At 67.5% G+C, this 14554-nt stretch carries 14 protein-coding genes; 10 read left to right on the top strand and 4 right to left on the bottom strand.

Annotated features, from left to right (window positions below; translation table 11 throughout):
- Window positions 1–31 precede the first annotated feature (31 nt).
- Complete coding sequence (locus V474_RS12000) at window positions 32–1300, bottom strand: MFS transporter (protein ID WP_059151726.1); 1269 nt, start codon at window positions 1298–1300, stop codon at window positions 32–34.
- A gap of 55 nt (window positions 1301–1355) precedes the next feature.
- Window positions 1356–2219: an oxygen-dependent coproporphyrinogen oxidase gene (gene hemF / locus V474_RS11995; RefSeq protein WP_059151725.1), complete on the bottom strand. Its 864-nt coding sequence runs from the start codon at window positions 2217–2219 to the stop codon at window positions 1356–1358.
- A gap of 92 nt (window positions 2220–2311) precedes the next feature.
- On the opposite strand from hemF, the gene pdeM reads away from it, so the two are divergent.
- Both pdeM and V474_RS11985 read left to right on the top strand, forming a co-directional pair.
- Entirely contained in the window at window positions 2312–3028 is a 717-nt protein-coding gene (gene pdeM / locus V474_RS11990; protein ID WP_059151724.1) for a ligase-associated DNA damage response endonuclease PdeM, read from the top strand.
- A 76-nt stretch (window positions 3029–3104) separates the two neighbouring features.
- The gene (locus V474_RS11985; protein ID WP_059151723.1) at window positions 3105–4469 is read left to right on the top strand and encodes an FAD/NAD(P)-binding protein; all 1365 of its coding nucleotides are present in this window, start codon (window positions 3105–3107) and stop codon (window positions 4467–4469) included.
- A 12-nt stretch (window positions 4470–4481) separates the two neighbouring features.
- Here the strand turns inward: V474_RS11985 and V474_RS11980 are convergent, their stop codons facing one another.
- Both V474_RS11980 and V474_RS11975 read right to left on the bottom strand, forming a co-directional pair.
- Window positions 4482–5141: a peroxiredoxin-like family protein gene (locus V474_RS11980; RefSeq protein WP_059151722.1), complete on the bottom strand. Its 660-nt coding sequence runs from the start codon at window positions 5139–5141 to the stop codon at window positions 4482–4484.
- Between the two features lie 104 nt (window positions 5142–5245).
- Window positions 5246–6085, bottom strand: coding sequence for a LysR substrate-binding domain-containing protein (locus V474_RS11975; protein ID WP_059151721.1), 840 nt, complete (start codon window positions 6083–6085; stop codon window positions 5246–5248).
- A 281-nt stretch (window positions 6086–6366) separates the two neighbouring features.
- On the opposite strand from V474_RS11975, the gene V474_RS11970 reads away from it, so the two are divergent.
- The 8 genes from V474_RS11970 to V474_RS11935 all read left to right on the top strand — a co-directional run bounded on the left by V474_RS11970 (window position 6367) and on the right by V474_RS11935 (window position 14426).
- On the top strand, window positions 6367–7149 hold the full coding sequence (locus tag V474_RS11970) for an ABC transporter permease (RefSeq protein ID WP_059151720.1): 783 nt from the start codon (window positions 6367–6369) through the stop codon (window positions 7147–7149).
- A gap of 37 nt (window positions 7150–7186) precedes the next feature.
- Window positions 7187–7978 (top strand): ABC transporter ATP-binding protein, encoded by a 792-nt coding sequence (locus V474_RS11965; RefSeq protein ID WP_059151719.1) that lies wholly within the window; start codon window positions 7187–7189, stop codon window positions 7976–7978.
- The gene (locus V474_RS11960; RefSeq protein WP_082699758.1) at window positions 7975–8637 is read left to right on the top strand and encodes a cysteine dioxygenase family protein; all 663 of its coding nucleotides are present in this window, start codon (window positions 7975–7977) and stop codon (window positions 8635–8637) included. Before V474_RS11965 ends, V474_RS11960 begins: the two co-directional genes overlap by 4 nt.
- Complete coding sequence (locus V474_RS11955; protein WP_059151718.1) at window positions 8634–9857, top strand: rhodanese-like domain-containing protein; 1224 nt, start codon at window positions 8634–8636, stop codon at window positions 9855–9857. The genes V474_RS11960 and V474_RS11955 overlap by 4 nt, the downstream gene beginning before the upstream one ends.
- A 26-nt stretch (window positions 9858–9883) precedes the next feature.
- Window positions 9884–10972, top strand: a complete 1089-nt coding sequence (locus tag V474_RS11950; RefSeq protein WP_059151717.1) for an LLM class flavin-dependent oxidoreductase — start codon at window positions 9884–9886, stop codon at window positions 10970–10972.
- A gap of 297 nt (window positions 10973–11269) precedes the next feature.
- Window positions 11270–12604, top strand: a complete 1335-nt coding sequence (locus V474_RS11945; protein WP_059151716.1) for an LLM class flavin-dependent oxidoreductase — start codon at window positions 11270–11272, stop codon at window positions 12602–12604.
- A gap of 22 nt (window positions 12605–12626) precedes the next feature.
- On the top strand, window positions 12627–13487 hold the full coding sequence (locus tag V474_RS11940; RefSeq protein ID WP_059151715.1) for a TauD/TfdA dioxygenase family protein: 861 nt from the start codon (window positions 12627–12629) through the stop codon (window positions 13485–13487).
- Window positions 13488–13490: 3 nt separating this feature from the next.
- Window positions 13491–14426 (top strand): ABC transporter substrate-binding protein, encoded by a 936-nt coding sequence (locus V474_RS11935; protein ID WP_059151714.1) that lies wholly within the window; start codon window positions 13491–13493, stop codon window positions 14424–14426.
- Window positions 14427–14554: the final 128 nt, after the last annotated feature.

The raw sequence follows: 14554 nt of genomic DNA, 5'->3' as shown, positions 1-14554 counted from the left end.
ATCACCTGAAGCCGGGATCAAGGCTGACGCACTACCCTGCGTCCTTGCCGGGCCGGGTCTCTCGCATGGTCAGCAATACCGGCAGTACGCCGAGCGCCACTGCCGCGATCATCACCCCCGGTGCTACGGGTGAGCCGGTGCTTTCGGTCAAAACCTGGGCCAGCCACGGAGTCAAGCCGCCGAACAGTGCGGTTGCCGTGGTGGCGCCCAGCGCGAGGCCGCTGAGGCGGCCCTCGGCAGGCATCTGCTCGGCAGTCGCCACCGCGCCCACCGCGCTGACGCCGCCCGCCAGCATCGCCAGCACCACCGCGCCCAGCAGAGCCTCGCCGGAGGATGCACCTGCAAGCAGGCGGAACAGCGCATAGGGCAGTCCCGCGCACAGCACCGCCAGCGCGATCAGCACCGGGCGGCGGCCCCAGCGGTCGGAAGCGATGCCGACGAACGGCGTCACCACGATCACCGCCAGCGCCGCCACGGTTGCCAGTTGCAGCGCCTGCGCCTCAGTCAGACTGCCCGATGACGTCAGGTACACCGGCACATAAGTGATGCCGACGTAATAGGTGATAGACCCCAGCGCCGAGATCGCGAAGCCGCGCAATATCCCCGCCCGGTGTTTGGACAGAGCATGACCCAGCGGACGCTCGGCCAGTGTTCCGGCATCGCGGCTGGCTTCGAATTCCGGCGATTCGTGCATGGCGGCGCGGGCGAAGAGGATGGTCGCGGCCAGGCCTGCGCCTAACAGGAAAGGGATACGCCAGCCCCAGCTGTCCAGCGCCGGAGCGGGCAGCAGAGTGACGGTCAGCGCCGCGATCCCCGCCGCCAGCAATGCGCCGACCTCGCTGGTCGCGGCCGCCAGCGAAGTCACCAGCCCGCGCCTGCGCACCGGCGCGCCTTCGAGCAGGTAGGCGACGACGCCGGTGTATTCTCCCCCCACCGCAAAGCCCATCACGCAGCGCAGCGCCAGCAGCAATATCCCCGCAAGAGGCCCGATCTGCGCGGCGGTGGGCAGCATGGCGGTGAGCAGCATGGCTACCGTCATCAGCGCCATCGACGCCAGCAGCGTTGCCCGCCGCCCGTGCCGGTCGCCGAAATGGCCGAAGACCATCGCGCCCACCGGCCGCATGAGATAGGCGACTGCAAAGCCCGCCAATGTCGCCAGCACGCCGCCGTGTCCCGCGAAGAACACCCGCGACAGAACGGTGGCGAGGTAGAGGAACAGGGTGAAGTCGTACCACTCCACCACGGTCGAGAGCGCCGCAAGGGCAAGCGAGCGGCGGTCGAGATGGCGCGGGGCTGTCATGGGGCAAGCGTAACGGCGGGTCCGGCCGGGGGCAACCGGGCTGGCGAAGAGGGTATCAGCTCCAGGTCGCCTCGGGCGGCAGGCTCATGAGGATCGCGTCGATGTTGCCGCCCGTCTTCAGGCCGAACAGCGTGCCCCGATCATAGACGAGGTTGAATTCCGCATAGCGCCCCCGCCATTCAAGCTGCTGCGCCTTGTCGGCAGGGGTGAAATCCATGCCCATGCGGCGGCGTACCAGCTTGGGGAACACGGCCAGAAACGCCTCGCCCACCGCGCGGGTGAAGGCGAAGTTGGCCTCCCATGCGGCTTCGTCTGCGCATTCGAGGTGGTCGTAGAAGATCCCGCCGACGCCGCGGTGGACCTTGCGGTGAGGGATGTAGAAATATTCGTCCGCCCAGGCCTTGTAGCGGTCGTAATAACCCTCGCCGTGGGCGTCGCAGGCGGCCTTGAAGGCGGCGTGGAACTCGGCCGTGTCCTCGTCATAGGGCAGCGGCGGGTTGAGATCGGCGCCGCCGCCGAACCATGCCTTGGTGGTGGTCAGGAACCGCGTGTTCATGTGTACGGCCGGCGTATGCGGGTTGGCCATGTGCGCGACCAGGCTGATGCCAGTGGCGGTAAAGGCGTTCTGCTGCGCCGAGGCGCCGTTGATGGTCGCGGCGAAGTCCTTCGCCAGCCCGCCCGACACGGCGGAGATGTTGACGCCCACCTTCTCGAACACGCGGCCCTTCATCAGGCCGCGCGTGCCGCCGCCGGTTTCCGCGTCCTCGCCTTCGAGCGCGGCGCGCTGCCACGGGGTATATTCGAACGAGGCGTCAGACCCGGCCTCGCGCTCGATCGCTTCGAATTCCGCGCAGATTGCATCCCGCAGGGATCGGAACCAGTCGCTGGCGCGGGCGGTGAAGGGGGTCCAGTCAGTCATTCAAGGTCCTCATGGCAAGGTGCTCATGGCAGGGCTTGCCCTTTGCTTGCGCGGCGCTTGCCAAATCGCGGCGGCTGCGGCAAGGGAAAGCCATGGTTCTCTTTTCGTTCCACGATGAGGAAATGCGCCTCGTCGATTGCGGCGTCCCCGGCGCGCCCTCCAGCGGTGCGGCGCGGGCGAGCGCGCTATACTGGCCGCGCGAACAGGCGCTGCTGGTCGCCGACCTGCATCTGGAAAAAGCCAGCTTCTTTGCCCGCACCGGCCAGATGCTGCCCCCTTACGACAGCCGCGAGACGCTGGAACGCCTGGCGCTGGCCGTGCGGCTGACAGGCGCGCGGCGGGTCTTCGCGCTGGGTGACAATTTCCACGACAGCGCCGGGCCGCAGCGGCTGGAACCGCACGCGGCGGGAATGCTCGCCGCGCTGACCCGCGCGCTCGACTGGGTGTGGATTACCGGCAACCACGATCCGCATCTGGGCGCCGAGGCAGGCGGCACGCGGGTGGAGGAACTGATGCTCGGCGGCCTGGCGCTGCGCCACCAGGCGCTGCCGGGCACGCGCGAGGCTGAGGTTTCGGGCCACTTCCACCCCCGGCTGATCGTTCATGCGCGCGGTCGGCGAATCGCGCGGCCTTGCGCGGTGAACAGCGGCAATCGTCTGATCCTGCCCGCTTTCGGCGCGCTGACCGGCGGCATGGACGCGGCCGATCCGGCGATCCTCTCCGCCCTGCAGCCGGCCGAATCGATCGAAGCGCTGGTGCCCGCGCGGGGGCAACTGGTGCGCTATCCGCTGTGGCGAAAGGCCGCCTGACTTGAGGACAACCAATAGGTTGTGCGGTGCGTTACCTGCTAGCCATAGCTCTCAGATTCACGGGAATGCCTAATTCATGACCAGCCGTAATGCCGCGCAGGACCTGCCGATCGCGATCGTCGGCGGGGGTTTCAGCGGAACGCTCCTGGCCATCAACCTGCTGCGCTACGGGGTGAAAGTGGCCCTGATCGAGCGCAGTTCGGCGCAGCTTGCCAAAGGCGTCGCCTTCGGCACCCGGCGGCCCGAACACCTTCTCAACGTGCGCGCCGCCAACATGAGCGCCTTTCCCGACGACGCCGGGCATTTCCTGCGCTGGATGGAATTTTCCGACAAGGACGAGGCCAATCGCTTCGTGCCGCGCCTGACTTACGGCGTCTACTTGCGCGAGGCGCTGGTCGAGGCGCTGGCCAAGGCCGGGCCGAATGCCCAGATCATCAACGGCGAGGCGCTGTCGGTGGATTTCGGGGTGGACGCGGCGCGGGTACGGCTGGCCGATGGCGATGTGCTGGAATGCCGGTCGGTGGTGCTGGCGCTGGGCAATTTCCCGCCGGTGCCGCATCCGGTGCTGCAGGGGCTGCCTGAGGGGCTGTATTATCCCGATCCGTGGGATGCGCCGGCGGTGACGGGGCTGGACGGCCTGGATCATGTCCTCGTCGTGGGCAGCGGGCTGACGGCGGCGGACGTTGTGCTGTCGCTGGAAAGTTCGGGGTTCAAGGGCAAGGTGACGGTGCTGTCACGGCGCGGGCTGAGGCCGCATAGCCATGCCGAGAGCGGGCCGGTGGTTACCCCGGTGCAGGACCCCGACAAGCGCGGCTCGCAGCTGGTGCGCGAAGTGCGGCGGCGCGCGGCGGAACTGGGCTGGCGGGCGGCGGTCGATGGCCTGCGCCCGCATACGCAGAACATCTGGCGGCGCCATTCCGTAACGGCGCAGGCCAGTTTCCTGCGGCATCTGCGCCCTTACTGGGACATCCACCGTCACCGCCTGGCGCCCGCAGTGGCGCAGCGGCTGGAGGACCTGGAGGCGTCCGGGCGGCTGCGCTACCTGGCGGGCAAGCTGGGCGGTGCAGAGGAACGCGGCGGCCGCGCGGCAGTGTCCTACCGCCCGCGCGGGGAGAGCGGCACGCAGGTGCTGGAAGTCGACCGCATCTACAACTGCGCGGGGCCGGACTGCGACCTGAGCCGGGTGGACCTGCCGCTGGTGCAAGGGCTGCTGGAACAGGGGCGGATCACCGGCGATGCCCATGCGCTGGGGGTGGACGTCGATCATCTGGGCCGGGTGCGCGGGACGGACGGCGCGGTTCAGGACAATCTGCTGGCAGTCGGTCCGATCACCAAGGGCGAGGCGTGGGAGATCGTGGCCGTGCCCGATATCCGCCGCCAGGTATGGGGCCTTGCCCGCTTCCTCGCCGACGAACACTGGGTCGGCGGCGAGGGGCTTTAGGCGGCGGGTGGTTCAGCCCGCCGCGCTGACGGTTTCGGGCAGGGCGGCCAGGATCGCGCCGGTTTCGGTGCGCTCAAGCCAGTCCGGGCTGACGTCGAAGAAGGCGATGCGCGCGTCCTGTGTCAGGACGAGCACCGCCGGCTTGTCGATCTCGTAGCTGTCCGTGCCAAGGGTCGCGCCGATCCAGTTCTGGCCCGGGGTGACCTCGGGCTGATCCTCGGGCAGGAAGGTGATGCCCAGGCTGCGGGACAGCGCATAGCCGGGATCGCCCGCGACCGTGAAGCCCAGGCCGTGCCGGGCGATCAGTTCGGGGTCGACGGGCACCTGCGCGCTCACCGCCACCAGCCGGATTCCGCGCTCGCGTAGGCGCGGCAGCAGCGTCTCGTTGTAATAGGGCAGAGCGATGTTGCAGGCCGGGCAGCCGCCGAAGCGGAAGAACACCAGCACCGCCGGACCATCGGCAAGGATCGCCTCGCGGGTGAGTTCGCGCCCGTCCTGGTCGATCAGGGTGAAGGGGCCGAGTTCATCACCGACGCCCGGCAGCGCGGCGGGATCGTGGCGTTCGGTCAGGATGCGGCGCTGGGCGGCGTTGCGCTCAAGCTGCTCGGGCTTCCAGGTTCGCTCGCGCTCTGCCTGGAGCGCGGCGAAACGGTCGTTCAGGGGTGCAGTCATTTCAGGCCTCGTGCGTGGTTATCTACGAGGACGCTATGCCAGGCGAACAAGGGCGACCAACGAGAAGCCCTTGGCGCCCCTTGAGAATATCGAATAAGCCGCTGTCAGGCCGGCAATCCCGCCACAACCTCGCGCGCCAGTTCGGACAGCTGGCTGGTCGGCCCGTCGAGGCCCGGCGCGGTGTGCAGGATGCACGAGACATGCGGCAGGTCGGGCAGGCCCCCGCCGGTCAGCGGCGCATCGTGCAGGAACATGCCCGTGCGGCAGGTGAGGCCCAGCCCGGCGTCCACCGCCGCGCGCAGGGTAGTGAGGTTGGGCGTCTCGACCGTGATGCGATAGGGGCGCCCGGCGTCCTCCAGCGCGCGGATGGCCGCCTCGCGAAAGCGGCAGGGCGTCTCCAGAACCGCCAGCTGGACGGTGTCCAGCAGGGCGAGGTCCTCCTTGCCGAACCAGCTCATCGGCGCGGTCGTCACCGCATGGCGGTCATTCGCGGCGGCAAAGCCCAGCACGATGTCTAGCTGGCGCCGCTCCAGCAGGTCCAGCAGTTCGGCAGTCCCGGCGATGCGGGCGTAGAGTTCCGCCTCCGGGTGCAGCTCTGCGAACTGCGAGAGCAGCCCGGTCAGCAGCAGTTCGGCGAAATCCTGCACCATGCCGATCCGCGCTGGCCCCGCGAACTGCCCATTGGTGACCGCCGCCACCGCCTCGTCGTGCAGGGCCAGCACCTTGCGCGCATAGTCGAGCATGAGGTCGCCGTGCGCGGTCAGCGCCAGTCGCCGCCCCTCGCGGTGGAACAGCGACTGCTGGAGCAGCTCCTCCAGCCGCTTGATCTGCAGGCTCAGCGCCGACTGGCTGACGAACACCTGTTCCGAGGCATGAAGCATCGAGCCGGTGTCGACGATCGCCACGAAGCTGCGCAGGAGATTGGTCGGAAGGTTGACGGGCATCGGCGGACTTTCATCGGAGGAAGCAAGCGTGAGAGCGCCATGACGTATTTCAGATTCTCAATCAAAATAGTAGAGATTGTGGCTCAAGAAGCAATTCTGTTTGCGCGTCGAATCTGAAGAGGATGCCCCGGATTCGCCCCGAATCCCGCACGTCCCGGCGCCGTATGAGCGTTTCGAGGCTTCAGTATAAGCGCTGCAAATAGCTCGTCCAGACCTTCTCAATTGAATTAGTAGAGATTCAGGTGCCACCTTCGGGTCATCGAAGGCACGAGGCACATGGAATGTCGGCATTGAAGCAATTGACCCGGACCATCGGCGGCGCGCGCTGGCTTTCGCCGCTGCTGCTGCTGGCGGTGCTGGAGGCGGGATCGCGCACCGGGCTGATCCCCGAACGCACGCTGGCGGCGCCGTCAAAGGTGCTGGCCACGCTGTGGACGATGACCGTCTCGGGCGAACTGACGGCCAATCTTTACGTCTCGTTCCTGCGAATCCTGGCCGGACTGGCGATCGGCGTGACCACGGGCGTGGTGCTGGCGCTGGTTGCCGGACTGTCGAGGCAGGGCGAGGTTGCGGTCGATCCGCTGATGCAGATCAAGCGCACGATCCCCACGCTGGCGCTGACGCCGTTGTTCATCGTGTGGTTCGGCATCGGCGAGACGCCCAAGATCGCGCTGATCGCCTTCGCCTCGATCTTTCCGGTCTACCTCAACCTCTACAGCGGCATTCGCGGCACCGACCTGCGCCTGCTGGAAGGTGCCCGCAGCCTGGGCCTCAGCCGCGCCGCGCAGGTGTGGCACGTGATCCTGCCCGGCGCCTTGCCCGCGCTGCTGGTGGGCCTGCGCTATTCGCTTTCCATCTCGGTGCTGGTGCTGGTGGTGGCGGAGCAGATCAATGCTTCGGCGGGCCTGGGCTATCTCATCAACAATGCCCGCGACTTCATGCGCACGGACATCATTCTGGTGTGCCTGATGATCTACGCGGGCCTTGGCCTTGCCGCCGACGGACTGGTGCGTCTGATCGAACGCCGCGCCCTCGCCTGGCGCCCCGAAATCGTCACGGCCTGAACGGCCTCGCCCCCCATACTTCAGGAAAGGACCAGCCATGGACGCCAGACTGACCCAGTTCACCACAGTTCCCAGCTCGCCGACCTTCGCCGAAGCCGCCGTGCGCCTGCGCGGTTTCACCCGCAGCTTTGGCGAGAACACCATCATCTCCGGGCTCGATCTTGAGATCGGCGCGGGCGAGTTCGTTGTCCTGCTGGGTCGTTCCGGCTCGGGCAAGACCACGCTGCTGCGCACGCTGGCCGGGCTTGACCCGGTGGACGGGCAGGACGTGACCGTGCCGTCATCGCGCGCGGTGGTGTTCCAGGATGCCCGGCTGCTGCCGTGGAAGAAGGTCTGGCGCAATGTCGCGCTCGGCCTGAAGGGCGCGAACGCGCGCGACGCGGCGCAGGATGCGTTGCAGGAAGTGGGCCTGGGCCACCGGCTCGAAGCCTGGCCGCTGACGCTTTCGGGCGGCGAGGCGCAGCGCGTTGCGCTGGCCCGTGCGCTGGTGCGCGAGCCGGGCCTGCTGCTGCTGGACGAACCTTTCGCCGCGCTTGATGCGCTGACCCGGCTCCGTATGCATGAACTCGTACTCTCGCTGTGGCGCCGTCACCGCCCGGCGGTGATGATGGTGACCCACGACGTCGACGAGGCGATCGCCCTGGCAGACCGGGTGATCCTGCTCGACGGCGGCAAAATCGTCGCGCAGGAGCGGATCACCGCCGCGCGCGGGGCCGAGCGTGCCGGTATCGCGCCGCCGCTGCGCCAGCGCCTGCTGTCCGCGCTGGGCGGCGTGGTCGAGGAGCGCCCGGCGGATGTGGTCGCGCTGCATGCAGGCGCGCGTCCGTGAACGCGCGCAGCATCTTCGCCACCTCCGGCCCGGCGCCGCGCGTCACCGTCCCCGCTATCGACACTGCGCCGCTGCGCCGCTTCGTAGGCGACCTGGCGGGCCTGCTGGACGGTACCGACGACCTGAGCGTGATCCTGGGACGCGGCGCTGAACTGCTGGGCCGGCTGGTGGCGCGCGACGGCTGGCTGCCGGACGAATACGCCCAGCCCCACCCCGAGCGCTACCAGCAGTACCTCCTGCACTGCGACAGCGCCGAGCGCTTCAGCGTGGTCTCCTTCGTCTGGGGGCCGGGGCAGGCGACCCCGATCCACGACCACCGGGTATGGGGCCTCGTCGGCGTCCTGCGCGGGGCGGAAAAGGTGCAGAGCTTCGGCCGCCGCGATTCTGACGGCGCGCTGGTCCAGCAAGGGCCGACCCGCAACCTGCTCGAAACCGAGGTCGAGGCGATCGACCCGCGTGCCACTGGGCCGGGGGGCGATATCCACCGCGTCGAGAACGCCCAAGCCGACCGGACCTCGATTTCGATCCATGTCTACGGCGGCAATATCGGCGCGGTCGAACGCGCCACCTACCGCGCCAATGGCGAGGAGCGGCCTTTCATCTCCGGCTACGCCAACACCGCGCTTCCCAACATCTGGGATCTTTCGAGGACAGCATGACCGTCACACCTGCACAAGTACGCAGCGCACTGCTCAGCCGCCGCGAAATCGCGCTGATCGACGTGCGCAATGAAGCACCCTTCGCCGCCGGACACCCGCTGTTCGCCGCCCAGATCCCGCTGGCGCGCATCTCCGCCGAGGCAAAGTGGCGCATCCCCCGCAAGGACGTGGCCGTGGTGGTCTACGACGATAGCGAGGGGCTGGCCGCCTTCGCGGTGGAGGAACTGCGCGGCCTTGGCTTCACCAATGTCGATGTGCTGGAAAACGGCCTGCAGGGCTGGCGCGATGCCGGGTACGAGCTGTTCGAGGACGTCAACAGCTATTCCAAGGCGTTCGGCGAACTGGTCGAGCATCGGCGCGGCACGCCCTCGCTGCCCGCGCCCGACCTGCAGGCGCTGATCGACGAGAAGGCCGATATCGCCATCCTCGATGCACGCCGCTTCGAGGAATACGCGACGATGAGCATCCCCACCGGCCGCAGCGTGCCGGGCGCGGAACTGGTGCTGCGCGCCGCCGTGGCCGCGCCGGACCCGGACACCACGATCATCGTCAACTGCGCCGGGCGCACCCGCTCCATCATCGGCGCGCAGTCGCTCATCAATGCGGGCGTGCCCAACCGCGTCTTCGCGCTGCGCAACGGCACAATCGGCTGGACGCTGGCGGGCCAGACGCTGGAGCAGGGCCGTCAGGAAAGCGTGGACCTGCCCGGCGAGGCGGACGATGCCCGCAGCCGCGCCCGCGACGTGGCCTACCGCGCGGGCGTGCGCCGCATCGATGCCGCCGGCCTTGCCGCGATCGAGGCGGAGACGCATCGCACCCTCTACCGCTTCGACGTGCGCCAGCCGGATGCCTACGGCGCCGGCCACCTGCCGGGTTTTCGCAATGCTCCAGGCGGCCAGCTGGTACAGGAAACCGACCACTTCGCCCCCGTGCGCGGAGCCCGCATCGTGCTGGCCGACGACCTTGGCCCGCGCGCCGACATGACCGCATCCTGGCTGGCCCAACTGGGCTGGGAAGTGCTGGTCCTCGAAGGGTTCGACGGGGAACTGGAGACCGGCCCCGACGGCGGCCCGGCCCCGCGCGGACCCGAGGGGCGCTACAAGCGGCCCTATGAAGGCACCGACAATCCGCAGGCCGCCATGCAGGCCTATCTCGACTGGGAATACGGCCTCGTCGCCCAGCTCGCGCGCGACGGCACCCACGGCTTCTTCGTCATCTGATCCATCCTCAAGGGGAGTCCTTCACAATGACCGTCAAGTTCATCGGCTATATCGGCTTCAACGATACCTCCGAAATCCACAACGCCGCCCGCTCGCGCGTGCTTGACCGCGAATACGTCGACGCAGCCGCGATCGAACAGGAGAAGGGCGGCTTCGACCGCGTGCTGATCCCGTTCGGTTCGGCCTCGCCCGAAAGCCAGATCGTGGCGGCCCATGCGGCGGCGATCACCAAGAAGCTCGGCTTCCTCGTCGCGCATCGCCCCGGCTTCACCCAGCCCACGCTGGCGGCGCGCCAGCTTGCCACGCTTGACCAGCTTTCGGGCGGGCGCGTGGCGGTGCACATCATCACCGGCGGCGCGGATGAGGAAATGGCCCGCGACGGCGACGTCCACACCCTCAAGGCCGAACGCTACCTGCGCAGCGACGAATATATCGAGATCCTGCGCCGCGAATGGTCGGAAAAGCAGCCTTTCGACCATTCCGGCCGCTTTTATGAAGCGCGCGGTGCGTTCAGCGCGATCAAGCCGGATAACCTGCCGGTGTTCTTCGGCGGCTCCTCTCCCGAGGCCATCGAGGTCGCGGGCCGCCATGCCGATGTCTACGCGCTGTGGGGCGAAACGCTGGAGCAGGTCGGCGAGGCTGTGCGCACCGTGCGCCGCGCCGCCGCGAAGCATGGCCGCAATCCGGGATTCTCGCTCTCGCTGCGCCCGGTGATCGCCGATACCGAGGAAGCCGCGTGGAAGAAGGCGGACGCCATCGTCGAGCAGGTCCGCGCCAACCGCGAGGCGGCCGGGCTGCCCACTTCCGGCCACCGTCCGCCCAATGCCGGATCGCTGCGCCTGCTCGAAACCGCAAGTTCGCAGCGCCGCGACAGCCGCCTGCGGACCGGCGTGGCCCAGCTTACCGGCGCGGCGGGCAACTCCACCGGGCTTGTCGGCACACCGGAGCAGGTCGCCGATGCGATGCTGGAATACTACGACATCGGCATCGACAACTTCCTGATCCGCGGCTTCGAACCGCTCGCCGATGCGATCGACTATGGCCGCGAACTGATCCCTCTGGTGCGCGAAAAGGTGGGGCGGCGTGACGAACGCAAGGTCGCGCTGGCGGGCTGAGGGCGGAGGCGAGGGCGGACCTATCACCCAAAAAGCCCGTCACCCTGAACTCGTTTCAGGGTCCATCGGGCGGTTTGGACCGGAAGGTCAGCTTCACCACCGGCGCCCTCGGTTCGCTGATTGAGGCACCGGGTATGCGGTCTGATGGACCCTGAAACAAGTTCAGGGTGACGCAAGGTATTGGGCCGCGAATATGCACTCAACCCATTGCGAAAACTCAATTTCCTATCAGTCCTTCGCGTTGGTCCACCCCCATCCCCACCCATAGACTGACCCCAGCAAATAGGAGGAAATGACATGTCAGACAGACAGCTAAAGCTCGGTTTCATCCTGCACGGGGTCGGTCCCGGCTGGGACGACTGGCGCCACCCCGATGCGCAGGTCGATGCCAGTACGAGCCTCGCGTTCTACACCCGCCAGGCCCAGGCGGCCGAGCGCGGCAAGTTCGACTACCTGTTCGTGGCCGACAGCGTCTCGATCAACGCGCGCTCCTCGCCGCACTACCTCAACCGGTTCGAGCCGCTGACGATCCTTTCCGCCGTGGCGGCCGTGACGCAGCGCATCGGCCTCGTCGGCACCTCGACGGTCAGCTATAACGAACCCTTCAACCTGGCCCGCCAGTTCGCCTCGCTCGACCATCTGAGCGGCGGCCGTGCGGGCTGGAACGTGGTGACATCGTGGCTGGCGGGCAGCGCCGCCAATTATGGCAAGACCGACCACCTCGGCCACGCCGAACGCTACCGCCTGGCCGACGAATACCTCGATGTCGTCAAGGGCCTGTGGGATAGCTGGGAAGACGATGCACTGGTGCGCGACAAGGCGACAGGTCAGTTCCTTAACCCCGACAAGCTGCACGAACTCAACCACAAGGGTGAGTTCCTGCAGGTGAAAGGCCCGCTCAACATCAGCCGCTCGCCGCAGGGCCAGCCGGTGATCTTCCAGGCCGGTTCCTCCGAGGACGGCCGCACTTTCGCCGCGCGTCATGCCGAGGCGATCTTCACCCATCAGGAAGACCTTGCCGAGGGCCAGGCCTTCTACGCCGACCTCAAGGCGCGGGCGCGCGGTTTCGGGCGCGATCCCGAGCAGCTGCTGATCCTGCCCGGCGCGCGCCCCGTGGTCGGCTCGACCGAGGCGGAGGCCGAGCGGCTGCATGAGGAACTGGCGGGACTGGTCAGTCTGGAAAATGCGCTGCGGGCGCTGGGCCGCTCGTTCAACGACCACAACTTCAGCGTCTATGATCCCGACGCCGCCTTCCCCGTGCAGGTCGCCGAGGAAGGGCGCAAAAGCAACCAGAGCGCGTCCGAACGCATCCTCAAATGGGCGGGCGAGGGCCTGACGCTGGGCCAGATCGCGCTGCGCGTGGCGACGCCCAAGGGCGGCTTCGTCGGCACGCCCGAGCAGCTCGCCGACCGCTTTCAGCAATGGCTGGAAAAGCGCGGGTCCGACGGGTTCAACCTGTTCGAATCGCTGCCCGGCCAGCTGGAGATCTTCGTCGATGAGGTGGTGCCGATCCTCCAGAGCCGGGGGATCTACAAGCGGGATTATGCCGGCACGACCTTGCGCGAAAACCTCGGCCTTGACGTGCCGGCCAACCGCAACACCGCCGCACGCACTGCGCGCGTCGCCGCCTGAACGATTAGAGAGGAGAATGACCATGGCCACTTCCGCCACAACTTTCGACTTTGCCAATGCCGGCCTCGTGATCCGGCCCGTCCAGCCTTCCCACGGCGCCGAGATCGAGGGCATCGACCTGTCCAGGCCGCTGACCGACGATCTGCGCGCCGCGATCCGGGCCGCCGTGCTCAAATACAAGGTCGTGTTCTTTCGCGACCAGTCGCTCGACGATGCGAGCCAGGCGGCGTTCGCGGGCAACTTCGGCCCGCTCTACACCCACCCCACCACCCGGCACGACGCGGCGAACAAGGAAGTTCACGCCATCGCCGCGAAATACGACCGCGAATACGAGAAGAAGCTGGGCCGCAAGCTCAAGGCCGGCGACGCCTACCACACCGACACCAGCTGGCGTCTGGTCCCGACCTGGGGCGCGGTGCTGCGCGACGTGAACCTGCCGGAAGTTGGCGGCGACACCATCTGGGTAGACGGCAACCTGGCTTACGAAACGCTTTCGGACGACCTGAAGCAGCGCCTCGAAGGCAAGTACGTGACGCATAACTTCACGGACTCGCTGGAACTTTCGGGCCACGAATACCCCATCGTCAGCCACAAGGTGGTGCGCACGCACCGAGAGACCGGGCAGAAGATCCTCTGGGTCAACTTCCAGCAGCAGCCGCAGATTTTGGGGCTGGAGCTTTCGGAAAGCGCCGAGTTGCTGAACGAAGTGCTGCGCCAGTACAAGCGGCCTGACGTGCAGGCGCGGTTCTCATGGCGGCCGGGCACGGTGGCCTTCTGGGACAACCGCGCGGCGGTGCATTACGCGGTGCGCAATTACGGCGATTTCCCGCGCGAGTTGCACCGCATCCTGATCGCTGACGAACCACTATGGACGGACCTCTGATTTATGATCGACAGGCGTAACCTGCTTGCAGGGATTGCGACGACGTTTGCCCTGGCCGCTTGCGGCCGGGGCGGCGGCGGTGAAGGCGTGCTGCGCGTGGGCAGTCAGAAGGGCGGCACCAAGTCGCTGATGCTGGCCTCCGGCGCGCTGGACGGGGCGCCTTACAAGATCGAGTGGTCGGAATTTCCGGCCGCGCAGAACCTGCTTGAGGCCATCGGCAGCGGCGCGGTGGACACCGGGCTGGTCGGCGATGCGCCGTTCCAGTTCGCCTATCAGGCCGGCAGCCCGATCAAGGCGATCGGCGCGCAGACGACGCAGCAGCGGGTGCCCGGCGCCATCGCGCTGGTCGTGCCCGCAGCCTCGCCGATCCGCGATGCCAAGGGCCTGAAGGGCAAGCGCATCGCCGCCACGCGCGGCAGCGTCGGCCACTACCTGCTGCTGCGCGCGATGCTGTCGGCCGGGCTGTCGGCCAAGGACGTGAAGACGGTGTTCCTTGCCCCCAGCGATTCGCGCGCCGCGATGCAGACCGGCGCGGTGGATGGCTGGTCGACCTGGCAGCCCTATGTCGCGACCTCGCTTGCCGAAGGTGACCGGATCGCCATCGATGGACGCGGGCTGACGCAGGGATACGGCTTCGACATCGCCCACGAAAGCGCGATTCGCGACAAGCGCGCACTGCTCGCCGATTTCCTCCAACGCGAGGCGAAGGCGCTGCAATGGGCGAGCGCGCATGTTGATGACTTCGCCCGCGTGCTCTCCCAGGAAACCGGCCTGCCGCCCGCGATTGCGAAGGAAATGGCCAGCACCGGCAGCCGCCTTCGCGTGCCGATCGACCGGAATGTTATTGAACGCCAGCAGGTCGTTTTCGATACATTCCGCCAGTTCGGGGAAGTGAAGGCTGACCGGCCCGTGAAGGATGCCTTCGTCCTCAAACTATAAGCGAAACTTGACTTATATAACCAAATAGGTTACATGCTCCCTTGTCGATTTCGGTCGATACCAGCGGCGGGACGGGAGCGTGTAGCTGACGCTTTGCGTTTCCCGTGCGTGGTCGGCGCCCGGTAGCG

Origin of the sequence: Novosphingobium barchaimii LL02 (assembly GCF_001046635.1) — a bacterium.
Lineage (GTDB): Bacteria > Pseudomonadota > Alphaproteobacteria > Sphingomonadales > Sphingomonadaceae > Novosphingobium > Novosphingobium barchaimii.
This window is presented reverse-complemented; position numbering and strand designations above follow the sequence as displayed.